Source organism: Pseudomonas sp. Irchel s3f7 (assembly GCF_900187615.1).
Classification (GTDB): domain Bacteria; phylum Pseudomonadota; class Gammaproteobacteria; order Pseudomonadales; family Pseudomonadaceae; genus Aquipseudomonas.
The window spans coordinates 1-21,668 of sequence record NZ_FYDO01000008.1 but is presented as its reverse complement, the minus strand read 5'-3'; the positions used below and the strand labels follow the sequence as shown (position 1 = coordinate 21,668).

The following is a 21,668-nucleotide window of genomic DNA, read 5'->3' as shown; positions in this document are numbered from 1 at the left end:
ATTATTTCCGAACTGCGTCAACGCTAAACGATCTAAAAAAACTCTAATAAATACCATTTTGGAATTAGCTTATGAGCCCGGTCGCTCTAGGCCGCGACGTTTGGGGCTATGACCTAAATACCTAAACGGTATTAGAAAAGAACTGCCTATTTCTTTTCAGGTTTATGACGAACTCATGACCCTGCATGGACCAAAAAACGGGGGATTAGACCATGGTCGTAGACACACGTAGTTACGATTGACTTGTGGGTCTCGGTCTGGCGCTAATCGCGCATCTTAGGATTTCGGGCAATCGATCCGGAACCAGGAATACAAGAATTAGAAACGAGAGGAGCTTCAACATGAACAAGTCCACCTTGGCTGTCGCCGTGGCCGTAGGGGTTTTGGCGCAGCAGGCAAGCGCCGCAGGTTTCTTCGAAGACAGCAAGGCTTCCGTCAGTTCGCGAACCATGTATTTCAATAACGATAATCGGGATGGCGGCGCGGATCAGCGAGAAACCGCTGAAGGCCTGAAGCTCGATTACCTGTCCGGTTTCACGCAAGGCAGTGTCGGTTTCGGTATTGATGCCCAGGCGTTGCTGGGTATCCATCTGGATGGTGGCAAAGGCCATCACCCTGATCCCAACACCTTCGTCCCAAGCGACAGCGATCATTCGGCCGTGGACCAGTGGAGCCGTGCGGCTGCCAACGTGAAAGCACGCTTCTCCAAGACCGAAGCGCACCTCGGTGGGGCTCTACAACCCAACTTGCCGATTCTGATCGCGAGCGATGGCCGTTTGCTGCCACAGACTTTTGAAGGTGGCACCATCACCTCCAAGGAGTTCGACGGCTGGACCTTTAACGCGGGTCAGCTGGAACACGCGGCAGGTCGCGCCTCGTCTAACACTGATGGCCTGGCTGTGAATGGCGGGACAGAAGAAAGCAACAAGTTCCTTTACGGCGGTACTGACTGGAAGGTCACCAAAGACCTGACCTTGCAGTACTACTATGCGAACCTGGAAGACTACTACAAGCAAAACTTCTTCGGTTTGGTGCACGTCTACCCGATTGCTCCCAACCAGTCGTTCAAGACCGACGTTCGTTACTTCGACAGCAGCGCCGATGGCAAGAACGGTGAGACCGGCTATCGCTTCAACAACAACGGTGGTTACGCCAAAACCCCGGGCGAGGTCGATAACAAGACCTGGAGCGCCATGTTCACCTACACCCTGGGTGGCAACGCCTTCCTGCTGGGTCACCAGCGCGTCAACGATGACGGTGGCTTCGTTTACCTGAACCAGGGCAGCCTGACAGGTGACAACGGTCATAACCTGGGCGCGGGTGGCTCGAGCTTCTACCTGTTCACCGATTCGATGATCAACGGTTTCGTCCGCGCAGGTGAGAACACCACGTTCGGCCAGTACAGCTATGACTTCGCCGGTCTGGGTGTGCCAGGTCTGAAAACGGCGATTTCCTATCTGCATGGCGACAACATCAAATCCGCTACGGGTGGCAGCGATATGTCCGAGTGGGAACGCGACATGCGGATCGACTACACCGTCCAGCAGGGCGCTCTCAAAGGCTTCGGCGTGACGTTGCGTAACGGCGTTTATCGTGGCAGCGAAATCAACATCGCCGACCAGGACCAGACCCGCCTGATCTTCAACTACACCTACAGCTTCCTGTAACTAGCCGTTCGAAAAGGCCCTGCCAACTGGCGGGGCTTTTTTTCGTGTGAATTTTTATATTCCACAAAAGCTGCACGTAATCATTTTTTATTCTTTTTGGTTTTTGTGTCCGCCGCCTAAAGTGAGCGGGTCCGGCCGTCGCGGTCCCTCGAAAAATGATCAGCTTAAGGAATCGGCCTTTGCCGCCGATACCTCGGATCTGTCGCGGAAACGTATATTCCACAAAGATATTAAAAAGTACCAAGCGATTCATTTTGGCTTTATGGCGATGTATCCTGCGGCCGCCAAACGACCGGCTTAGACGGTATGCCGCGAAATTAAGCGTTTAGGATCCCGGGCACCAGATCCAGGACCAGAAACAGAAGAATTAGAAACGAGAGGAGCGAAACATGAATAAGTCCACCTTGGCCCTGGCTGTGGCCACAGGGGTTTTGGCGCAGCAGGCAGGCGCCGCCGGTTTTATCGAAGACAGCAAGGCAACATTGGGGCTGCGTAACTTCTACATCAACACCGATAACCGCAGTGGTGCTGCCGATCCAAGCAGGAACGAAGAATGGGGCCAAGGCTTTGACCTGCGTTTCATCTCCGGTTACACCCAAGGCACTGTCGGCTTCGGTATTGATGCGATTGGCCTGCTGGGCGTGCGTCTTGATTCGGGCGGTGGCACCAACGGTGCGACGTCGACGTCTTACGGCGGCACTGTTTTCCCGAGCAAGTCCAACGGCGAAGCGGTTGATGACTTCTCCAGCCTGGGCCTGACGGCCAAGGCCAAGATCTCGCAGACCGAGCTGAAACTGGGCACCCTGCAACCAAAACTGCCGGTGATCGTGACCAACGATGGTCGCCTGCTGCCACAAACCTGGGAAGGTGGCCAGCTCACGTCCGGCGAGATCAAGGACCTGACGCTGATCGGCGGCCAGATCGAGCACGTGAAAGGCCGTAACTCGAGCAACAATGAACAGATGTCTATCAATGGTGCATCCCCGCGCACTATCAATAGCAACAAGTTCATCTACGCCGGTGGTGACTACAAGCTCACCAAAGACCTGACTGCCCAGTACTACTACGGCAACCTGGAAGACTTCTATAAGCAGCACTTCCTGGGTCTGGTACACAACTGGGCCATCGGCCCGGGCGTGTTGAAGTCGGACTTGCGCTACTTCAACAGCTCCGATGACGGTGCCAACGGCTACAACCCGGATTACTACAGCACCGGCAACTACAGCGGTGTGCCAAACGGCAAGGGCAAGGTAGACAACAATCTGTACAGCGGCCTGTTCCTGTACTCCGTTGCCGGTCACACCTTCGGCGGCGGTTATCAGGTCAGCAATGGCAGCAGCGATTTCCCTTGGCTGAACCAGGGTGACGGTTCTTCGAACTACACCATCACCGATTCGCAAATCCAGAAGTTCGGTCGTGCCGGCGAGCGCACCTGGCAAGCACGCTACTCGTATGACTTTGCCAAGGTCGGCGTACCTGGCCTGACGGCGGGTATGGTGTACCTGCATGGCGATAACATCGACACCGTCAACAGGGCCGGCGCTGAAGCAGCCAGCGGCGCTTCCGAGTGGGAACGTGACCTGAGCGTTGCTTACGTATTGCAAGAAGGCCCACTGAAGAATCTCGGCCTGACCTGGAAAAACGCTACATGGCGCACCAATATCGCGGGTGTTCGCGACCAGGACGAAAACCGCCTGATCCTCAGCTACTCGATCCCGCTGCTGTAACAGCGCTCGCGTAACCGAGACGAAAAAAAGCCCCGCCCGGCATCACGCCGGGCGGGGCTTTTGCTTTCTCAAGGCGGTTCACCCCCGTAAACACGCCATGAAGTTCCCCTCTTTGCAGCAACTCAAGGCCTTCTCGAACCTTGGCGACGATGGTGGGCGTGATGCTTGAGGACGTCCAGTGAACAGATTTTTAATATTCAATTACGATCTAAATAAATCGATATTTATTCTTTTTAATAGTTAAAAAACACAGGCACAGTTGAGCTCATCAAGCACTCACAAGGAGCAGCACCATGAGCCTCAGACTCGGCGACATCGCCCCCGACTTCGAACAGAACTCCAGCGCCGGCACCATCCGTTTCCACCAGTGGCTGGGCGATAGCTGGGGCGTGCTGTTTTCCCATCCGGCGGATTTCACACCGGTGTGCACCACCGAGTTGGGCCTCACCGCCAGGCTCAAGGACGAATTCGCCCAGCGCGGCGTCAAGGCCATCGCCTTGTCCGTGGACTCGGTGGAGTCGCATCACAAGTGGATCGAAGACATCAATGAAACCCAAAGCACGGTGGTCAACTTCCCGATCCTCGACGATGCCGACCGCAAAGTCTCGGACCTCTACGACCTGATCCATCCCAACGCCAACGACACCCTGACGGTGCGCTCGCTGTTCGTCATCGACCCGAACAAGAAGGTTCGGTTGACCATCACTTACCCGGCGAGCACTGGCCGCAACTTCAACGAGATCCTGCGGGTGATCGACTCGCTGCAACTCACCGATAACTACAAGGTGGCCACCCCGGCCAACTGGCAGGACGGTGATGACGTGGTGATCGTGCCGTCGCTCAAGGATGAAGCGGAAATCAAACGGCGCTTTCCCAAGGGCTACCGTGCGGTGAAACCGTACCTGCGCCTGACGCCGCAGCCCAACCGCTAATTGCTTTTGTAGGCGCTGGCTTGCCGGCGAACCAGGCGACGTGGTGCTTCAGGCACACCGCTATCGCCGGCAAGCCAGCGCCTGCAGGTATGTGTTCGGATGCTCTCTAAGCAGGGGATTTCAGGCCGTTTCGACGGCCTGTTTTTTTGCCTGGAAGAAAACGGTTTGTATATTTCCATAACGCATAACCAAATGAATAAATATGATTTATAGATATATAAATCACCTGTTAAGGTCACTCCATCGAAGCGAGATCGCAAGCCGCGAATCGCCAGCACCGCTCAAGGAATCGTCCGAATGTTGGTCGTCTCACTCGGTGGCAGTCCCAGCCAACGCTCCCGTTCCGGGGTGCTGCTGGATCGCTCCCGGCAATGGTTACAAACGCAGGGTGTCGAGGTGGTGAGTTACCAGGTACGGGACTTCCCGGCCGAAGACTTGCTCCACGCACGCTTCGACAGCCCCAAGATCATCGACCTGCTGCAACAGATTGAAAACGCCGATGGTTTGCTGATTGCGACACCGGTTTACAAGGCCTCTTTTTCCGGCGCATTGAAAGTCGTGCTGGACCTGCTGCCCGAGCGCGGCCTGAGCCACAAAGTAGTTCTGCCAATAGCCACTGGCGGCAGTATCGCCCACATGCTGGCGGTGGATTACGCGCTCAAACCGGTGCTGTCGGCCTTGAAGGCTCAGGAGTTGCTGCAAGGGATTTTCGCTGTCGACAGCCAGATTGCTTACGGCGAAGGCAACGCGCTGGCGCAGTTGGCGCCGGAGTTGGAACAACGACTGAATGAATCGCTGGAGCTGTTTTTCAGCGCGATGGCGAGACGGCCCAAGCCGCTCGATCCGAACCTGTTGAATGAACGTTTGTTGAGTGCTCGCTGGAGCATTTAAGTCCCACCGAAAAATTGAAGTACTGGCCTTACTCGCCCGCTAACGGGCAAGCAGGTGCAGCCACAACCCAACTGCAAATAAGGAGAGCGCCATGCGCCCTGTCATTTTGCGTCGTGGTCTGGTCGCTCTGTTTGCTGCGGCTGTCACCTTCGGCGCCATTACTCAAGCTCAGGCCGAGACACTTCGAATCGGCTATCAGAAATACGGCACCCTGGTGCTGCTCAAAGCCAAAGGCACCCTGGAAAAACGCCTCGCTGCCCAAGGCGTGGACGTGCAATGGACTGAATTCCCCGGTGGCCCGCAACTGCTTGAAGGCTTGAACGTCGGCTCCATCGATTTCGGTGTGACCGGCGAAACTCCGCCAGTGTTCGCTCAAGCGGCCGGTGCCGATCTGCTCTACGTCGCCTACGAACCGCCCGCGCCGCACAGCGAAGCGCTGCTGGTGCCGAAGGACTCGCCGATCAAATCGGTGGCGGACCTCAAGGGCAAGAAAGTCGTGCTCAATAAAGGCTCCAACGTGCACTACCTGCTGGTGCGTGCGCTGGAAGACGCCGGCCTCAAATACACCGACATCCAGACTGTATTCCTGCCGCCAGCCGATGCCCGTGCCGCGTTCGAGCGTGGCAGTGTCGACGCTTGGGTGATCTGGGATCCGTACCAGGCTGCCGCCGAACAGCAACTGCAAGCGCGCACCCTGCGCGATGGTCAGGGCCTCGTCGACAACCACCAGTTCTACCTCGCCACCAAACCGTATGCGCAGAAGAATCCCGAAGTGATCAAGACCCTCGTGGAAGAAGTGCGAGCGGTGGGTGAATGGTCCAAAGCCAATCCACAGGACGTGACGGCTCAGGTTTCACCGCTACTTGGCCTGCCGACAGACATCACCCTGACCTCGGTGAAACGCCAGGGTTACGGCGCGCTGTTCCTCACGCCTGAAGTGGTTGCCGCGCAGCAGAAAATCGCCGACAGCTTCTATCAGCTCAAGCTGATTCCCAAGCCGCTGAGCATCAAAGACGTGATCTGGACGCCGCCGGCCGCTCTCGCCAAAGCCCAATAATTCGATTCCCCAAGGAGACCACTCCATGAGCCTCAATATCTTCTGGTTCCTGCCTACACACGGCGACGGCCATTACCTTGGCACCGCCGAAGGCGCTCGCGCCGTTGACCACGGTTATCTGCAACAGGTCGCGCAAGCGGCGGATCGTCTGGGCTTCGGCGGTGTGCTGATTCCGACCGGTCGCTCCTGCGAAGACTCGTGGCTGGTGGCGGCGTCGCTGATTCCGGTGACCCAGCGTCTGAAGTTTCTTGTCGCCCTGCGCCCCGGGATCATTTCCCCGACGGTAGCCGCGCGGCAGGCGGCGACGCTGGATCGTCTGTCCGGTGGGCGCGCGCTGTTCAACCTGGTCACTGGCGGTGATCCAGAAGAGTTGGCCGGCGACGGTCTGTTCCTCAGCCACGAGGAGCGTTATCAGGCCTCGGTGGAATTCACCCGCATCTGGCGCCGCGTGCTGGAAGGCGAAACGGTCGATTATGACGGCCAGCACATCAGTGTGAAGGGCGCGAAATTGCTCTATCCGCCGATCCAGCAACCACGTCCGCCGTTGTACTTCGGCGGGTCTTCGGAAGCTGCGCAAGACCTGGCCGCCGAGCAAGTGGAAATGGTGTTGACCTGGGGTGAGCCTCCGGCCGCCGTTGCCGAGAAGATCGAACAGGTTCGTGCCAAAGCCGCCAAGCTTGGTCGCACCGTACGCTTCGGCATTCGTCTGCATGTGATCGTGCGTGAAACCAACGCCGAAGCCTGGCAAGCGGCGGACAAATTGATCTCGCATCTGGACAACGAGACCATCGCCCGTGCCCAGGCATCGCTGGCGCGTTTCGATTCGGTCGGCCAGCAACGCATGGCTGCGCTGCATGGCGGAAGTCGCGACAACCTGGAAGTCAGCCCTAACCTGTGGGCCGGTGTCGGCCTGGTGCGCGGTGGTGCCGGTACGGCGCTGGTGGGCGACGGTCCGACCGTGGCCGCACGGGTGAAGGAATACGCGGACCTCGGCATCGACACCTTCATTTTCTCCGGTTATCCACACCTGGAAGAGTCGTACCGGGTGGCCGAATTGCTGTTCCCACACCTCGATGTCGAGCGCCCCGAGTTGCCGAAAAGTGCCGGTTACGTCAGCCCGTTCGGTGAAATGGTCGCCAACGACATTCTTCCCAAAGCCGCGTCCCAGAGCTGAGGCGCGCCATGAACAAATTCATCCACAGCCTCGCGCCATGGGCGTTGCCGGTGTTGTTGCTGGCGGTGTGGCAGTTGTCGGTGTCGGCAGGCTGGTTGTCGACACGGATTCTGCCGGCGCCCATCGCCGTGATCGAGGCCGGCGTAAGTCTGGTCAGCAGCGGCGAAATCTGGACGCACCTGGCCATCAGCGGCTGGCGTGCGGCCCTGGGATTCACCATCGGTGGCGGTATCGGCCTGGTACTGGGGTTCATCACCGGGTTGTCGAAGTGGGGCGAACGCTTGCTCGACAGTTCGGTGCAAATGATCCGTAACGTGCCGCACCTGGCGCTGATTCCGCTGGTGATCCTGTGGTTCGGCATCGATGAGTCGGCAAAGATTTTCCTGGTGGCGCTGGGCACGTTGTTTCCGATTTACCTCAACACCTATCACGGCATCCGCAACGTCGATCCGGCGCTGGTGGAGATGGCGCGCAGTTATGGCCTGTCCGGTTTCAGTCTGTTCCGGCAAGTGATTCTGCCGGGGGCGTTGCCTTCGATTCTGGTGGGCGTGCGTTTCGCCCTGGGCTTCATGTGGTTGACGTTGATCGTCGCGGAAACCATTTCCGCCAGCTCCGGCATCGGCTATCTGGCGATGAATGCCCGGGAGTTCTTGCAGACCGACGTGGTGGTGCTGGCGATTCTGTTGTACGCGGTGCTCGGCAAATTGGCCGACCTCGCGGCCCGTGGACTTGAACGTGTCTGGCTGCGCTGGCACCCGGCGTATCAGGTTGCCAAGGGAGGTGCGGCATGACGGCTCAACAACCTCCGCGACTGCTGCGCGGGATTCCGCTGGCGGTGCGCAAGCTGCAAAAAACCTTTGGTGCGCGGCAGGTGTTGCGCGAGATCGACCTGCACATACCGGCCGGCCAGTTTGTCGCCGTGGTGGGGCGTAGCGGTTGCGGCAAAAGTACCTTGCTGCGCTTGCTCGCCGGGCTCGATCAGCCCACGGGTGGCGAGTTGCTCGCCGGTGCCGCGCCGCTCAGTGAGGCGCAGGAAGACACGCGGCTGATGTTCCAGGAAGCGCGGTTGCTGCCGTGGAAAAAGATCATCGACAACGTTGGCCTCGGCCTCAAGGGCAACTGGAAACCGCAAGCGCTGCAAGCCCTGGAAGCGGTCGGTCTGGCTGATCGCGCCCACGAGTGGCCGGCCGCGTTGTCTGGTGGACAGAAACAACGCGTGGCATTGGCTCGTGCACTGATTCATCAGCCGCGCTTGCTGTTGCTCGACGAACCGTTGGGTGCGCTGGATGCCCTGACTCGAATTGAAATGCAGCAACTGATCGAACGGCTCTGGCAACAGCACGGCTTCACGGTGTTGCTGGTCACCCATGACGTCAGTGAAGCGGTGGCAATTGCCGATCGGGTGATCCTGATCGAAGACGGCGAAGTCGGACTCGACCTGCACGTGGAACTGCCGCGCCCTCGGGTGCGCGGCTCCCATCGGCTGGCGGCGCTGGAAACCGAAGTACTCAATCGCGTGCTGGCGCTGCCCGGCCAGCCGCCGGAACCGGAACCTGTTTCACCCTTGCCCACGCAATTGCGTTGGGCTCAATAACTCAAGTCTTATCCCACGACAGGAATCAACATCATGACTATCAAAGCCATCAACGTTCGTAACCAGTTCAAAGGCTCCATCAAGGAAATCGTCCTCGGCGACGTGCTGTCGGAAATCGACGTGCAGACGGCGTCCGGCATCGTCACTTCGGTGATCACTACGCGTTCGGTCAAGGAGCTGGAGCTGGCCGTCGGCAGTGAAGTGATCGCGTTCGTGAAATCCACCGAGGTGTCGATCGCCAAGTTGTAAGCGGTGTGTTTAAACAACAACCCCGAAGGGTTTGAGCCCTTCGGGGTTTTTTATTGCCTGCGCTGACGGTGGTAGAGTCCGACGTGAATTTTTACGACGAAAAGGAGATCAAGGTGACAGTCAGGATTTCGGATTACATTCATGGCGTGACCCAGTCAGCACTGGCCCCGTGGGCAGACTTAACGCCCTGGGCGCTGGTGAGCGATGCACCCGAGCGTGTGCGTGAGTTGCTACGACAGTTGCCGGATGAGCATTACCAAGTCTCGGGCGACATTGCCGTCCACCGCACTGCGCAGGTCGAAGAGGGGGCGATCCTCAAGGGGCCGTTGATCATCGGCCCTGACTGTTTCATCGCCGCCGGTGCTTACCTGCGTGGGGGGTGTTGGCTGGATGAGCACTGCATCATCGGCCCCGGTGCCGAACTCAAATCGTCTTTCGTGTTTGCCGGCAGCAAGCTCGCTCACTTCAATTTTGTCGGTGATTCGGTGCTGGGCGCCGGGGTCAATCTGGAGGCGGGCAGCCTCATTGCCAACTATCGCAACGAGCGTGCGGACAAAACCGTGAACGTGCGGATCGGTGATGGACTGGTGTCGACCGGGTGCGAAAAGTTCGGTGCACTGTTGGGCGACGGCGCGCGACTCGGTGCCAACGCGGTGGTCGCGCCGGGCGGGTTGCTGCGACCGGGAACAGTGATCAGACGCCTGGCGCTCTACGATTGCGAAGAGGTTTGAAACATCAGTCGCCGAGGCTGCGCTTGGGCAGGAACGGTGGCAGGTACAACCCGAGATAGGCATCAAACACGCGCATCGCTTCCTCGGCCATACGCGGTGTGATCTGCCCGTGCTGCTGCACCGAGCGTGCGTAGACGCGGTCGCCCAGTTCCATGGCCAGGGCAAATACGTCGACATCCATCGGAAGCTTCGGCAGTTCGAAATGGTGGTCGAAAAGCTTGTGCATCAGGTCGCCCAATTCGATGTCGTGCTGGCGGTCGGCCTGGGTGACTTCGGTCAGGCCGTGCTGGGCCAGAATCAGTTGGCGGGCGGCGGCGTCTTCGCTGTAGATCGCCAGCATGCGCTGTTCCACCAGCCGCGACAGGTCACGCCAACCGCTCAGCGCGTGGTGGTCGATGGGCGCTTGCAGACAAGCGCGGAATGCCGCGTGGACGTCGGCGGTCAGCGCTTCGAGCAAGGCCGGGACGCTGGCGAAAAAATGGTAGACGGAGGAGGGCGGAATCTCCGCACGCTCGGCGACGCTGTAGATCGACAGACTGGCCACGCCCTCGGCGGCCAGCAGCGTGCGGGCGGCATCGAGTATCGAATCGATCCGGGCCTGGCTGCGTGCGCGGGGTTTGCGGGGGCTGGCTACGCGTGTCATTGGAGTCTCCTGCGGGGCAGCGGGCATTGTACGCAGAGCGGGCAGATGTTCCATATCCCCTGTGGCGAGGGAGCTTGCTCCCGTTGGGTTGCGAAGCGGCCCCAAAACGGCCGATGCGGTGTGCCTGACAGAACCGACTGCGGATGAAAGCGAGTCCTTCGGTCTCCAGCGGGAGCAAGCTCCCTCGCCACAGGGTTTGATGGCACCCATAAAAAAACGCCGTCGGCTGTGAGGCCGGCGGCGTTTTTTTACTGCAACCGCTTACACGGTATGCAGGTACCAGTTGTACTCAAGGTCGGAGATGGAGTGTTCGAACTCCTCCAGCTCACTCTCTTTGCACGCGACGAAGATATCGATGTATTTCGGATCGATGTACTTGGCCATGACTTCGCTGTCGTCCAGCTCGCGCAGTGCGTCGCGCAGGTTGTTCGGCAGGCTCTGCTCGTTCTGCTCGTAGCTGTTGCCTTCGACCGGAGCGCCCGGCTCGATCTTGTTGGTCAGGCCGTGGTGCACGCCCGCCAGAACCGAAGCCATCAGCAGGTACGGGTTGGCGTCGGCGCCGGCCACGCGATGCTCGATGCGCACGGCATCGGCAGAGCCGGTCGGTACGCGAATCGCTACGGTACGGTTGTCCAGGCCCCAGCACGGCGAGTTCGGCACGTAGAACTGTGCGCCGAAACGACGGTACGAGTTGACGTTCGGGCAGAGGAAAGCCATCTGCGCCGGTAGGGTCTCGAGCACACCGCCGATCGCGTGACGCAGTGCGGCGTTCTGCTCGGGATCCTCACTGGCAAAAATGTTTTTGCCATCTTTGTCGAGAATCGAGATATGGACATGCAGACCATTGCCCGCTTGGCCCGGGTAAGGCTTGGCCATGAAGGTGGTGTCCATTTCATGGTCGTAGGCGATGTTCTTGATCAGGCGCTTGAGCAGGACCGCGTAGTCGCAGGCCTTGATCGGATCGGCCACGTGGTGCAGGTTCACTTCGAACTGCGCCGGGGCACTTTCCTTGACGATGGCGTCGGCCGGGATGCCTTGCTCTTTTGCGCCTTCCAGAATGTCCTGGAGGCAGTCGACGTATTCGTCGAGGTCGTCGATCAGGTAAACCTGTGTCGAGTGCGGACGTTTGCCGGAAACCGGCGAGCGAGGCGGTTGCGGACGACCGTTCACGTTCTCCTGGTCGATCAGGTAGAACTCCAGTTCGAACGCGGCGCAGATGGTCAGGCCCATTTCGTCGAATTTGCGCACCACGTTGGCCAGCACTTCACGTGGATCGGCGAAGAAGGGGGTGCCTTCGAGTTCGTGCATGGTCATCAACAGTTGCGCGGTCGGGCGCTTCTGCCATGGCTCGTTGCACAGGGTATCGGGGATTGGATAGCAGATTCGGTCAGCATCGCCGATGTCCAGGCCCAGGCCGGTGCTTTCCACCGTCGAGCCGTTGATATCCAGAGCAAATAAAGAGGCCGGCAGGTTGATGCCTTTCTCGTAAACCTTGTGGAGGCTGGTGCGTTCAATGCGCTTGCCGCGCACCACACCATTCATATCCGCAATCAGAAGGTCAACGTACAGAACCTCAGGATGTTCCTTAAGGAACGCGTTCGCTTCGTTAAGCTGAACGGCACGCGGGGGTACCGACATGATGCAACACCTTTGTTGTTAAAAATATCAATCATTGATCTTTTCTGGTTTCAGTCAACCCGAACGGCATGCCGAAGTCAAGCAAGGCCTTTTTTGCCCTAAAAAAGCGCTCGTATGGCTTTTTTGAGGCACTTTGGGGCGTTTTTATACCTTTTGGTGTGTTGGTCGCCGCGAGCTTGAGCGGGCCGTGTTGTATTTTTTACGGGGGTGTTGTGTAAAAAAATGAACAAGGCTAAGCTCGAATCAAACCCATAACAGCAATAATACCGGGGTGCTTCATGTCTCGCCTGCCGTTAATCGGCGTCACCGACTGCTCAAGACAGGTCGGTCGGCATGTCTGCCATATCAGTGGTGACATATCCGCCCGCGCCATGGGCTCAGCAGCCTGGATGATCCTCTCGTCCTTGACGGTTCGACTGTCCCCGTCCGATATTCTGGACGGTCGCAATGGCACCCCCATTACGGTTACTCCATTCAATATAGAACCGATTCACAATAGCGGCTCAGCCATCGTGCAGGGCACCGCTCGCGATTCTGCACGCCTGATCTCGGCGCATGTGCCCACAAGCACGCCGGCCTGGCGCAGACTTGCATTCCAACGCGACGCCGATGCGTCAACTATCGCCTGACTCATGAAAGAGTCAGGAAACTCAAAGCCTAGAGGCATTTATGAGTAACAACCTCGACCAGCTCACCGATTGGTTGAAAGACCGCAAGATCACAGAAGTCGAATGCATGATCGCCGACTTGACCGGGATTACCCGTGGCAAGATTTCGCCGACCAACAAGTTCATCGCCGAAAAAGGCATGCGCCTGCCTGAAAGCGTTCTGTTGCAGACAGTGACCGGCGACTATGTCGAAGACGACATCTATTACGAACTGCTCGACCCGGCCGACATCGACATGATCTGCCGTCCCGACCAGAACGCTGTGTTTCTCGTGCCGTGGGCCATCGAACCCACCGCACAGGTGATCCACGACACCTACGACAAGCAAGGCAACCCGATCGAGCTGTCGCCGCGCAACGTGCTCAAGAAAGTCCTGAAACTCTATACCGACAAGGGCTGGCAGCCGATTGTGGCGCCGGAAATGGAGTTCTACCTGACCAAGCGCAGCGACGACCCGGACTATCCGTTGCAGCCACCGATCGGTCGCTCTGGTCGCCCGGAAATCGGTCGTCAGTCGTTCTCTATCGAAGCGGCGAACGAATTCGACCCGCTGTTCGAAGACGTCTACGACTGGTGCGAACTGCAGGAGCTGGATCTCGACACGCTGATCCACGAGGACGGCACGGCGCAGATGGAAATCAACTTCCGTCACGGCGATGCCCTGTCCCTGGCCGACCAGATCCTGGTGTTCAAGCGCACCATGCGCGAAGCCGCGCTCAAGCACGACGTGGCCGCGACCTTCATGGCCAAACCGATGACCGGCGAGCCGGGCAGTGCGATGCACTTGCACCAGAGCATCATCGACATCGAGACCGGCAAGAACATCTTCTCTAATGAAGACGGGACCATGAGCCAGTTGTTCCTGCACCACATCGGTGGTTTGCAGAAGCTCATCCCCGAGCTGTTGCCGCTGTTCGCACCCAACGTCAACTCGTTCCGCCGCTTCCTGCCGGACACCTCGGCACCAGTGAACGTGGAGTGGGGCGAAGAGAACCGCACCGTGGGCCTGCGGGTTCCGGATGCCGGGCCGCAAAACCGTCGGGTAGAAAACCGCCTGCCGGGCGCCGACGCCAACCCGTACCTGGCGATCGCTGCGAGCCTGCTCTGCGGTTACATCGGCATGGTCGAAGGCCTGAACCCGAGTGCACCGGTGGTGGGTCGTGGCTATGAACGCCGCAACCTGCGCCTGCCGCTGACCATCGAAGACGCACTGGACCGTATGGAAAACAGCGCGACCATCGAGCGGTACCTGGGCAAAAATTTCATCACTGGCTACGTCGCGGTCAAGCGGGCCGAGCATGAAAACTTCAAGCGCGTGATCAGTTCGTGGGAAAGGGAATTCCTGCTCTTTGCCGTCTGATACGCCGGGCGCCGTCGTTTTCCAGGCGGCGCTTTCACCTGATTTTTTTAGGAGATTCGTATGACCAGCAACAATCCGCAAACCCGTGAATGGCAAGCCCTGAGCAACGATCACCACCTGGCTCCGTTCAGCGACTTCAAGCAGCTGAAAGAGAAAGGCCCGCGGATCATCACCCATGCCAAGGGTGTTTACCTGTGGGACAGCGAAGGCAACCAGATCCTCGACGGCATGGCCGGTTTGTGGTGCGTGGCCATTGGTTACGGTCGTGATGAACTGGCCGACGCAGCCAGCAAGCAAATGCGCGAATTGCCTTACTACAATCTGTTCTTCCAGACCGCCCACCCGCCGGTGCTGGAACTGGCCAAGGCCATCTCCGACATCGCACCGGAAGGCATGAACCATGTGTTCTTCACCGGTTCCGGTTCCGAAGGCAACGACACCATGCTGCGTATGGTCCGCCACTATTGGGCAATCAAGGGCCAGCCGAACAAGAAAGTCATCATCAGCCGCAAGAACGGCTATCACGGTTCCACCGTGGCCGGCGCGAGCCTGGGTGGCATGACTTACATGCACGAACAGGGCGATTTGCCGATCCCGGGCATCGTCCACATCGCGCAGCCTTACTGGTTCGCCGAAGGCGGTGACATGACCCCGGAAGAGTTCGGGATCTGGGCTGCCAATCAGTTGGAAGAGAAAATTCTCGAAGTCGGCGTCGACAACGTCGGTGCCTTCATTGCCGAGCCGATCCAGGGTGCCGGCGGCGTGATCATTCCGCCAGACAGCTACTGGCCGCGCATCAAGGAAATTCTCGCCAAGTACGACATTCTGTTCGTGGCCGACGAAGTGATTTGCGGTTTCGGCCGTACCGGTGAGTGGTTCGGTAGCGATTTCTACGACCTCAAGCCCGACATGATGACCATCGCCAAAGGCCTGACCTCGGGTTACATCCCGATGGGTGGCCTGATCGTGCGTGACGCCGTGGTGGACGTGCTCAATGAAGGTGGCGATTTCAACCACGGCTTTACGTACTCCGGACACCCGGTGGCTGCTGCGGTGGCGCTGGAAAACATCCGCATCATGCGCGACGAGAAAATTATCGAGCGCGTTCATGCAGAAACGGCACCGTATTTGCAGAAACGTCTGCGGGAACTGAACGATCATCCGCTGGTGGGTGAAGTTCGTGGGGTAGGTCTGTTGGGGGCCATCGAACTGGTTCAGGATAAGGCCACACGCAAGCGTTATGAAGGCAAGGGCGTCGGCATGATCTGCCGTCAGTTCTGCTTCGACAATGGCCTGATCATGCGCGCCGTCGGCGACACCATGATCATCGCGCCACCGCTGGTGATTACACCGGCGGAAATCGATGAGCTGGTGACCAAGGCGCGCAAGTGTCTTGATCTGACCCTGAGTGCATTGCAGGGCTAAGTGCTAGGCTCTGAGCGCAAGTCCGAGGTTCTGCATGACGCAGGGACTTTCGCTCAGAGCTGTCAGAAAGCGTGGCCTTTCCTTGATAGACCGATGTGGATCTTGCCAGACTAGCCGCGGTTCCAGTTACCCGGGTTCGGTCGCTGAACAAGTGGTTCAAAAAAGAAAAATTTGGAGCATTACGCATGAAGGCACTAGGTAAAAAGCTCGCTGGCAAGACCCTCCTTGCCATGTCCGTGATGGGGTTGATGGCGGGCGCGGTTCACGCCGATGACAAAGTTCTGCACGTGTACAACTGGTCCGATTACATCGCCCCCGACACCGTCAAGAAGTTCGAAGACGAGTCGGGCATCAAAGTGGTCTACGACGTCTTCGACAGCAACGAAACCCTCGAAGCCAAGTTGCTGGCCGGCAAGTCCGGTTACGACATCGTTGTGCCGTCGAACAACTTCCTGGCCAAGCAGATCAAGGCCGGCGTGTACCAGAAGCTCGACAAATCCAAGCTGCCTAACTGGAAAAACCTGAACCCGGAACTGCTCAAGGCGGTATCGGTCAGCGACCCGGGCAACGAGCACGCGTTCCCGTACATGTGGGGCTCGATCGGTATTGGCTTCAACGCCGAGAAGGTCAAGGCTGCACTGGGTGCCGATGCACCGACCAACTCCTGGGACCTGCTTTTCAAACCTGAAAACGCCGCGAAGTTGAAATCGTGCGGTATCAGTTTCCTCGATTCGCCAACCGAGATGATTCCGGTGGCGTTGCACTACCTGGGCTATCCAACCGACAGCCAGGACAAAAAACAACTGGCCGAAGCCGAAGCGCTGTTCCTGAAAATCCGTCCTTCGGTAGGTTACTTCCACTCGTCCAAGTACATCTCCGACCTGGCCAACGGCAACATCTGCGTGGCCGTGGGTTACTCGGGTGACATTTACCAGGCCAAGTCCCGCGCAGAAGAAGCCGGCGACAAGGTGAAAGTCAGCTACAACATTCCGAAAGAAGGTGCAGGCAGCTTCTACGACATGGTCGCCATCCCTAAAGATGCCGAAAACGTCGAAGGCGCCTACAAGTTCATGACCTTCCTGCAGAAGCCGGAAATCATGGCTGAAATCACCAACGCCGTGCGTTTCCCGAACGGTAACGCCGCTGCCACGCCGCTGGTGGATAAAGACATCACCAGCGATCCGGGCGTTTACCCGCCGGCGGATGTCCTGGCCAAGCTGTACGCGATTGCCGACTTGCCGGCCGCGACCCAGCGGATCATGACCCGCAGCTGGACCAAGATTAAATCCGGTAAATAAGTAATTAACCTGTAGGAGCGAGCCTGCTCGCGATGAACCTGAGAGCGCCGCGGGGTGTCAGGCACCCATCGTTATCGTTGACGACCATCGCGAGCAGGCTCGCTCCCACAGGTGTTTCTGCATAAAAGTTTTGCTGGAACGGTTTTTCGGGGGTAAGTTGCGCGCCGGTTTTGTTGCCGGACAACCACGGTTGTCATGTAACACGGGGCAACTTGGGCCCAACTAATTTTAGAGGACCTCCACTTGCCTATTTTTTCTTTGTTGCGTAATGCCATGCTGGTTGGCGCCGGATTGACACTGGCTGTCAGTGTCCAGGCCGCCGGTACCGTGCATATTTATAACTGGTCGGATTACATCGGCGAGAGCACGTTGGCCGACTTCCAGAAAGAGACCGGCATCAAGCCGGTGTATGACGTTTTCGATTCCAACGAAACCCTGGAAGGCAAGTTGCTGGCCGGGCGTACGGGTTACGACGTGGTCGTGCCGTCGAACCACTTCCTTGGCAAGCAGATCAAGGCCGGGGCGTTCCAGAAACTCGACAAGTCGCAACTGCCGAACTACTCGAATCTCGACCCGGTGCTGCTCAAGCGCCTGGAGCAAAATGATCCGGGCAACCTGTACGCCGTGCCGTACCTGTGGGGCACTAACGGCATCGGTTACAACGTCGACAAGATCAAGGCTGTGCTGGGCGTCGATACGATTGATTCGTGGGGCGTGCTGTTCGAGCCGGAGAACATCAAGAAGCTGCAAAGCTGCGGTGTAGCGTTCCTCGATTCGGCTGATGAAATGATGCCGACCGTGCTCAACTACATGGGCCTGAACGCCAATAGCACCGACCCTGAAGACTACAAAAAGGCCGAAGCCAAGTTGCTGGCGGTGCGGCCTTACGTGACGTACTTCCACTCTTCGAAATACATCGCAGACCTGGCCAACGGCGATATCTGCGTGGCGATCGGTTTCTCCGGCGATATCTTCCAGGCAAAAAATCGCGCCGATGAAGCCAAGAAAGGCGTGAACATCGCTTACTCGATTCCCAAAGAAGGCGGCGCGCTCTGGTTCGACATGCTGGCGATTCCGAAGGACTCGACCAACGTCAAACAGGCCAACGCGTTCATCAACTACTTGCTGAAACCTGAGGTGATTGCGCAGGTCAGCGATTACGTCGGCTACGCCAACCCTAACCCGGCGTCGGACAAACTGATGGACCAGTCCATTCGCACCGACGAAGCGGTGTACCCACCGCAAGCGGTGCTCGACAAGACCTACGTGTCCGTCGAGTTACCGCCGAACATTCAACGTTTGATGACCCGCAGCTGGACCAAGGTCAAGTCGGGTAAATAGATTCAAGGCTCAAACTATCCAGGTTGGCTCACCTTGAGCGAACTGCACTCTTTTTTCTGGGAGTTTCGTAAATGGCAGTTGCCTCCGGCGCCTATAAGAAAGCCCTCGAGGGCGACCAGTCACCTAAACAGGTGCTGGTCAAAATCGACCGGGTCACGAAGAAGTTCGACGAGACGATTGCCGTGGACGACGTGTCCCTGGAAATCAAGAAAGGCGAGATTTTCGCCCTGCTCGGCGGTTCGGGATCGGGCAAGTCCACGTTGCTGCGCATGCTCGCCGGTTTCGAACGGCCCACGGAAGGGCGGATTTTCCTCGATGGCGTAGACATCACCGACATGCCGCCGTACGAGCGGCCGATCAACATGATGTTCCAGTCTTACGCCCTGTTCCCGCACATGACCGTGGCGCAGAACATTGCCTTCGGCCTCAAGCAGGACAAATTACCGGCCGCTGAAGTCGATGCCCGCGTGGCGGACATGCTCAAGCTGGTACAGATGAGCCAGTACGCCAAGCGCAAGCCGCACCAGCTGTCCGGCGGCCAGCGTCAGCGCGTGGCCCTGGCCCGTTCCCTGGCCAAGCGCCCGAAGCTGTTGCTGCTCGACGAACCGATGGGCGCGCTGGATAAAAAGCTGCGTTCGCAAATGCAGCTGGAGCTGGTCGAGATCATCGAGCGCGTCGGCGTGACCTGCGTCATGGTGACCCACGATCAGGAAGAGGCCATGACCATGGCCGAGCGCATCGCAATCATGCACCTGGGCTGGATCGCCCAGATCGGCAGCCCGATCGACATCTACGAAACCCCGACCAGCCGCCTGGTCTGCGAATTCATCGGTAACGTGAACATCTTCGAAGGCGAAGTGATCGACGACGCCGAAGGCCACGCGATCATTACCTGCAAAGACATGGACCACCAGATCTACGTGGGCCACGGCATCAGCACTTCGGTGCAGGACAAGTCGGTCACCTACGCGATCCGTCCGGAGAAACTGCTGGTCACCGCTGACATGCCGACCTGCCAGTACAACTGGTCCAGCGGCAAGGTCCACGACATCGCCTACCTGGGCGGGCACTCGGTGTTCTACGTCGAACTGCCAAGCGGCAAACTGGTGCAGTCGTTCGTGGCCAACGCCGAGCGTCGCGGCGCACGTCCGACCTGGGGCGATCAGGTTTACGTGTACTGGGAAGACGATAGCGGCGTGGTACTTCGCTCATGAACATGCGCAAATTCAAACGCCGACTCAATCGAATAATTCCCGGTGGCCGCCAACTGGTCATCGGGGTTCCCTTCATCTGGCTGTTCCTGTTCTTCATGTTGCCGTTCTTCATCGTTCTGAAGATCAGCTTCGCCGAAGCCGACGTGGCCATTCCGCCGTACACCGAAATCTACAGCTTCGCCGAACAGAAGTTGCAGTTGCTGCTGAACCTGGGCAACTACGCGATGCTCGGCGACGACGAGTTGTACATCGCCGCCTACCTGGGCTCGTTGAAGATGGCGCTGATCAGCACCATCCTTTGCCTCGTGATCGGCTACCCGATGGCCTACGCCATCGCCAGCGCCCGTAAAGAGCTGCAAACGGTGTTGGTGTTGTTGATCATGATGCCGACCTGGACCGCGATCCTGATCCGTGTCTACGCGTGGATGGGCATCCTCAGCAACAACGGCCTGCTCAACGGTTTCCTGATGAGCATGGGCTGGATCGACGAACCGCTGCAGATCCTCAACACCAACCTTGCGGTGTACATCGGCGTCGTCTATTCGTACCTGCCGTTCATGATCCTGCCGCTGTACGCCAACCTGGTGAAGCACGACAACAGCTTGCTGGAAGCTGCTTCCGACCTGGGTTCGAGCACGTTCAACAGCTTCTGGAAAATCACCATCCCGCTGTCCAAGAACGGCATCATCGCCGGCTGCATGCTGGTGTTCATCCCGGTAGTGGGTGAGTTCGTGATCCCGGAACTGCTCGGCGGTCCGGAAACCCTGATGATCGGTAAAGTGCTGTGGCAAGAATTCTTCAACAACCGTGACTGGCCGGTGGCGTCCGCTCTGGCGGTGGTGATGCTGGCGATCCTGATTGTGCCGATCATTCTGTTCAACCGCAGTCAGGCCAAGGAAATGGAGGGTAAAGAATGAAGCGCTTCCGTTTCTCCAGCCTGATGCTGGTGGTGGGTCTGTTGTTCATCTACCTGCCGATGTTGATCCTGGTGATCTACTCGTTCAACGCCTCGAAACTGGTGACGGTGTGGGGCGGCTGGTCGATCAAGTGGTACGTCGGCCTGCTCGACAACTCGCAACTGATGGGTTCGGTGGTGCGCTCGCTGGAAATCGCCTGCTACACGGCGATTGCAGCAGTCGCACTAGGGACATTAGCCGCGTTCGTCCTGACCCGCATCACCCACTTCAAGGGCCGCACGCTGTTCGGTGGCCTGGTGACTGCGCCGCTGGTGATGCCTGAAGTGATCACCGGTCTGTCGCTGTTGCTGCTGTTCGTGGCGATGGCGCAGATGATCGGCTGGCCACAGGAACGCGGCATCGTCACCATCTGGATCGCCCACACGACGTTCTGTGCGGCTTATGTGGCGGTGGTGGTGTCGGCGCGCTTGCGTGAGCTGGACCTGTCCATCGAAGAGGCGGCCATGGACCTCGGTGCGCGGCCGTGGAAGGTGTTCTTCCTGATCACCATCCCGATGATCGCGCCATCGCTGGCCGCGGGGGGCATGATGTCCTTCGCGCTGTCGCTGGATGACCTGGTGTTGGCGAGCTTCGTGTCCGGTCCGGGTTCCACGACCCTGCCGATGGAAGTGTTCTCGGCCGTGCGTCTGGGTGTTAAACCCGAGATCAACGCCGTGGCCAGCCTGATCCTGCTGGCGGTTTCGATCGTGACCTTCCTGGTCTGGTTCTTCAGCCGTCGTGCCGAAGAAAGCCGCAAGCGTGCGATCCAGCAAGCCATCGAGGAAAGCGCTGCCGACTCCTGGAAGCAACCGGACGTGCGCCGCGCGCAGGCACCGGAAGCGGCTTGAGCCTGAACCGGGGTTGACCACAGCACTGTGGTCAGCCCGATTCAAAATGTAGGAGCGAGCTTGCTCGCGATAGCGGACAGTCATCCAACATCAATGTTGACCGTGGCGCCGCCATCGCGAGCAAGCTCGCTTGTATGTTTAGACTTGAAGGGGTGGGTGGGACTAAAGCCTCGCTTCTGACTCTGACCAGTACAGACCGTGGGAGACATCGTCCCACCCCTTCACCTAATGCGCCGATAAGGAATGCATCGGCTC

At 58.4% G+C, this 21,668-nt stretch carries 21 protein-coding genes; 19 read left to right on the top strand and 2 right to left on the bottom strand.

The genetic code is table 11. The features are described 5' to 3' along the window. The first annotated feature begins 341 nt into the window (after nucleotides 1-341). The 11 genes from CKW19_RS08655 to CKW19_RS08610 all read left to right on the top strand — a co-directional run bounded on the left by CKW19_RS08655 (nucleotide 342) and on the right by CKW19_RS08610 (nucleotide 10,022). Nucleotides 342-1,667: an OprD family porin gene (locus CKW19_RS08655; RefSeq protein WP_095057523.1), complete on the top strand. Its 1,326-nt coding sequence runs from the start codon at nucleotides 342-344 to the stop codon at nucleotides 1,665-1,667. Between the two features lie 46 nt (nucleotides 1,668-1,713). Next, entirely contained in the window at nucleotides 1,714-1,968 is a 255-nt protein-coding gene (locus CKW19_RS28360) for a hypothetical protein (protein WP_143498411.1), read from the top strand. Between the two features lie 88 nt (nucleotides 1,969-2,056). Continuing rightward, complete coding sequence (locus CKW19_RS08650; RefSeq protein ID WP_095057522.1) at nucleotides 2,057-3,394, top strand: OprD family porin; 1,338 nt, start codon at nucleotides 2,057-2,059, stop codon at nucleotides 3,392-3,394. Nucleotides 3,395-3,687: 293 nt separating this feature from the next. Continuing rightward, nucleotides 3,688-4,326: a peroxiredoxin gene (locus CKW19_RS08645; RefSeq protein WP_095057521.1), complete on the top strand. Its 639-nt coding sequence runs from the start codon at nucleotides 3,688-3,690 to the stop codon at nucleotides 4,324-4,326. Nucleotides 4,327-4,623: 297 nt separating this feature from the next. Further along, nucleotides 4,624-5,217 carry an NADPH-dependent FMN reductase gene (ssuE, locus tag CKW19_RS08640; RefSeq protein ID WP_095057520.1) on the top strand — a complete coding sequence of 198 codons (594 nt, stop codon included), beginning with the start codon at nucleotides 4,624-4,626 and terminating at the stop codon, nucleotides 5,215-5,217. 91 nt (nucleotides 5,218-5,308) lie between these two features. After that, nucleotides 5,309-6,274, top strand: a complete 966-nt coding sequence (locus tag CKW19_RS08635) for a sulfonate ABC transporter substrate-binding protein (protein WP_095057519.1) — start codon at nucleotides 5,309-5,311, stop codon at nucleotides 6,272-6,274. Nucleotides 6,275-6,299: 25 nt separating this feature from the next. Next, entirely contained in the window at nucleotides 6,300-7,448 is a 1,149-nt protein-coding gene (ssuD, locus tag CKW19_RS08630; RefSeq protein WP_095057518.1) for an FMNH2-dependent alkanesulfonate monooxygenase, read from the top strand. 8 nt (nucleotides 7,449-7,456) lie between these two features. Next, nucleotides 7,457-8,239 (top strand): aliphatic sulfonate ABC transporter permease SsuC, encoded by a 783-nt coding sequence (ssuC, locus tag CKW19_RS08625; RefSeq protein ID WP_095057517.1) that lies wholly within the window; start codon nucleotides 7,457-7,459, stop codon nucleotides 8,237-8,239. Continuing rightward, entirely contained in the window at nucleotides 8,236-9,042 is an 807-nt protein-coding gene (ssuB, locus tag CKW19_RS08620) for an aliphatic sulfonates ABC transporter ATP-binding protein (protein ID WP_095057516.1), read from the top strand. The genes ssuC and ssuB overlap by 4 nt, the downstream gene beginning before the upstream one ends. Nucleotides 9,043-9,075: 33 nt before the next feature. Beyond that, on the top strand, nucleotides 9,076-9,291 hold the full coding sequence (locus CKW19_RS08615; RefSeq protein ID WP_007967989.1) for a molybdopterin-binding protein: 216 nt from the start codon (nucleotides 9,076-9,078) through the stop codon (nucleotides 9,289-9,291). A 113-nt stretch (nucleotides 9,292-9,404) separates the two neighbouring features. Beyond that, entirely contained in the window at nucleotides 9,405-10,022 is a 618-nt protein-coding gene (locus CKW19_RS08610) for an LpxA family transferase (RefSeq protein WP_218232064.1), read from the top strand. Between the two features lie 4 nt (nucleotides 10,023-10,026). Here CKW19_RS08610 and CKW19_RS08605 read toward each other — a convergent pair whose 3' ends face one another. Both CKW19_RS08605 and CKW19_RS08600 read right to left on the bottom strand, forming a co-directional pair. Further along, nucleotides 10,027-10,665: a TetR/AcrR family transcriptional regulator gene (locus tag CKW19_RS08605; protein ID WP_095057515.1), complete on the bottom strand. Its 639-nt coding sequence runs from the start codon at nucleotides 10,663-10,665 to the stop codon at nucleotides 10,027-10,029. Nucleotides 10,666-10,926: 261 nt separating this feature from the next. After that, complete coding sequence (locus CKW19_RS08600; protein WP_095057514.1) at nucleotides 10,927-12,303, bottom strand: glutamine synthetase family protein; 1,377 nt, start codon at nucleotides 12,301-12,303, stop codon at nucleotides 10,927-10,929. Nucleotides 12,304-12,581: 278 nt separating this feature from the next. On the opposite strand from CKW19_RS08600, the gene CKW19_RS08595 reads away from it, so the two are divergent. From CKW19_RS08595 to CKW19_RS08555, 8 genes are all read left to right on the top strand, one after another. Continuing rightward, nucleotides 12,582-12,932, top strand: coding sequence for a hypothetical protein (locus CKW19_RS08595; RefSeq protein ID WP_095057513.1), 351 nt, complete (start codon nucleotides 12,582-12,584; stop codon nucleotides 12,930-12,932). Nucleotides 12,933-12,972: 40 nt separating this feature from the next. Then, the gene (locus tag CKW19_RS08590) at nucleotides 12,973-14,331 is read left to right on the top strand and encodes a glutamine synthetase family protein (RefSeq protein ID WP_095057512.1); all 1,359 of its coding nucleotides are present in this window, start codon (nucleotides 12,973-12,975) and stop codon (nucleotides 14,329-14,331) included. A gap of 60 nt (nucleotides 14,332-14,391) precedes the next feature. Then, nucleotides 14,392-15,756, top strand: a complete 1,365-nt coding sequence (locus CKW19_RS08585) for an aspartate aminotransferase family protein (RefSeq protein ID WP_095057511.1) — start codon at nucleotides 14,392-14,394, stop codon at nucleotides 15,754-15,756. Nucleotides 15,757-15,941: 185 nt separating this feature from the next. Then, entirely contained in the window at nucleotides 15,942-17,054 is a 1,113-nt protein-coding gene (locus CKW19_RS08580; RefSeq protein WP_095057510.1) for a polyamine ABC transporter substrate-binding protein, read from the top strand. Nucleotides 17,055-17,297: 243 nt separating this feature from the next. After that, a complete protein-coding gene (locus tag CKW19_RS08570; RefSeq protein WP_095057508.1) occupies nucleotides 17,298-18,395 on the top strand; it encodes a polyamine ABC transporter substrate-binding protein in 1,098 nt (365 codons plus the stop codon). Nucleotides 18,396-18,466: 71 nt separating this feature from the next. Then, a complete protein-coding gene (locus tag CKW19_RS08565; protein ID WP_053163613.1) occupies nucleotides 18,467-19,609 on the top strand; it encodes an ABC transporter ATP-binding protein in 1,143 nt (380 codons plus the stop codon). Between the two features lie 35 nt (nucleotides 19,610-19,644). After that, a complete protein-coding gene (locus CKW19_RS08560; protein ID WP_177408792.1) occupies nucleotides 19,645-20,526 on the top strand; it encodes an ABC transporter permease subunit in 882 nt (293 codons plus the stop codon). Further along, nucleotides 20,523-21,413 carry an ABC transporter permease subunit gene (locus CKW19_RS08555; protein ID WP_053163606.1) on the top strand — a complete coding sequence of 297 codons (891 nt, stop codon included), beginning with the start codon at nucleotides 20,523-20,525 and terminating at the stop codon, nucleotides 21,411-21,413. Before CKW19_RS08560 ends, CKW19_RS08555 begins: the two co-directional genes overlap by 4 nt. Nucleotides 21,414-21,668 lie beyond the last annotated feature (255 nt).

Bases quoted from the DNA above. Each gene is read 5' to 3' on its own strand.
- CKW19_RS08580 (WP_095057510.1), top strand. From the start codon at position 15,942: ATGAAGGCACTAGGTAAAAAGCTCGCTGGCAAGACCCTCCTTGCCATG.
- CKW19_RS08590 (WP_095057512.1), top strand. From the start codon at position 12,973: ATGAGTAACAACCTCGACCAGCTCACCGATTGGTTGAAAGACCGCAAG.
- ssuC (WP_095057517.1), top strand. From the start codon at position 7,457: ATGAACAAATTCATCCACAGCCTCGCGCCATGGGCGTTGCCGGTGTTG.
- CKW19_RS08595 (WP_095057513.1), top strand. From the start codon at position 12,582: ATGTCTCGCCTGCCGTTAATCGGCGTCACCGACTGCTCAAGACAGGTC.
- CKW19_RS08645 (WP_095057521.1), top strand. From the start codon at position 3,688: ATGAGCCTCAGACTCGGCGACATCGCCCCCGACTTCGAACAGAACTCC.
- CKW19_RS08605 (WP_095057515.1), bottom strand. From the start codon at position 10,665: ATGACACGCGTAGCCAGCCCCCGCAAACCCCGCGCACGCAGCCAGGCC.
- CKW19_RS08615 (WP_007967989.1), top strand. From the start codon at position 9,076: ATGACTATCAAAGCCATCAACGTTCGTAACCAGTTCAAAGGCTCCATC.
- CKW19_RS08555 (WP_053163606.1), top strand. From the start codon at position 20,523: ATGAAGCGCTTCCGTTTCTCCAGCCTGATGCTGGTGGTGGGTCTGTTG.
- ssuB (WP_095057516.1), top strand. From the start codon at position 8,236: ATGACGGCTCAACAACCTCCGCGACTGCTGCGCGGGATTCCGCTGGCG.
- ssuD (WP_095057518.1), top strand. From the start codon at position 6,300: ATGAGCCTCAATATCTTCTGGTTCCTGCCTACACACGGCGACGGCCAT.
- CKW19_RS08650 (WP_095057522.1), top strand. From the start codon at position 2,057: ATGAATAAGTCCACCTTGGCCCTGGCTGTGGCCACAGGGGTTTTGGCG.
- CKW19_RS08655 (WP_095057523.1), top strand. From the start codon at position 342: ATGAACAAGTCCACCTTGGCTGTCGCCGTGGCCGTAGGGGTTTTGGCG.
- ssuE (WP_095057520.1), top strand. From the start codon at position 4,624: ATGTTGGTCGTCTCACTCGGTGGCAGTCCCAGCCAACGCTCCCGTTCC.
- CKW19_RS08565 (WP_053163613.1), top strand. From the start codon at position 18,467: ATGGCAGTTGCCTCCGGCGCCTATAAGAAAGCCCTCGAGGGCGACCAG.
- CKW19_RS08635 (WP_095057519.1), top strand. From the start codon at position 5,309: ATGCGCCCTGTCATTTTGCGTCGTGGTCTGGTCGCTCTGTTTGCTGCG.
- CKW19_RS08585 (WP_095057511.1), top strand. From the start codon at position 14,392: ATGACCAGCAACAATCCGCAAACCCGTGAATGGCAAGCCCTGAGCAAC.
- CKW19_RS08600 (WP_095057514.1), bottom strand. From the start codon at position 12,303: ATGTCGGTACCCCCGCGTGCCGTTCAGCTTAACGAAGCGAACGCGTTC.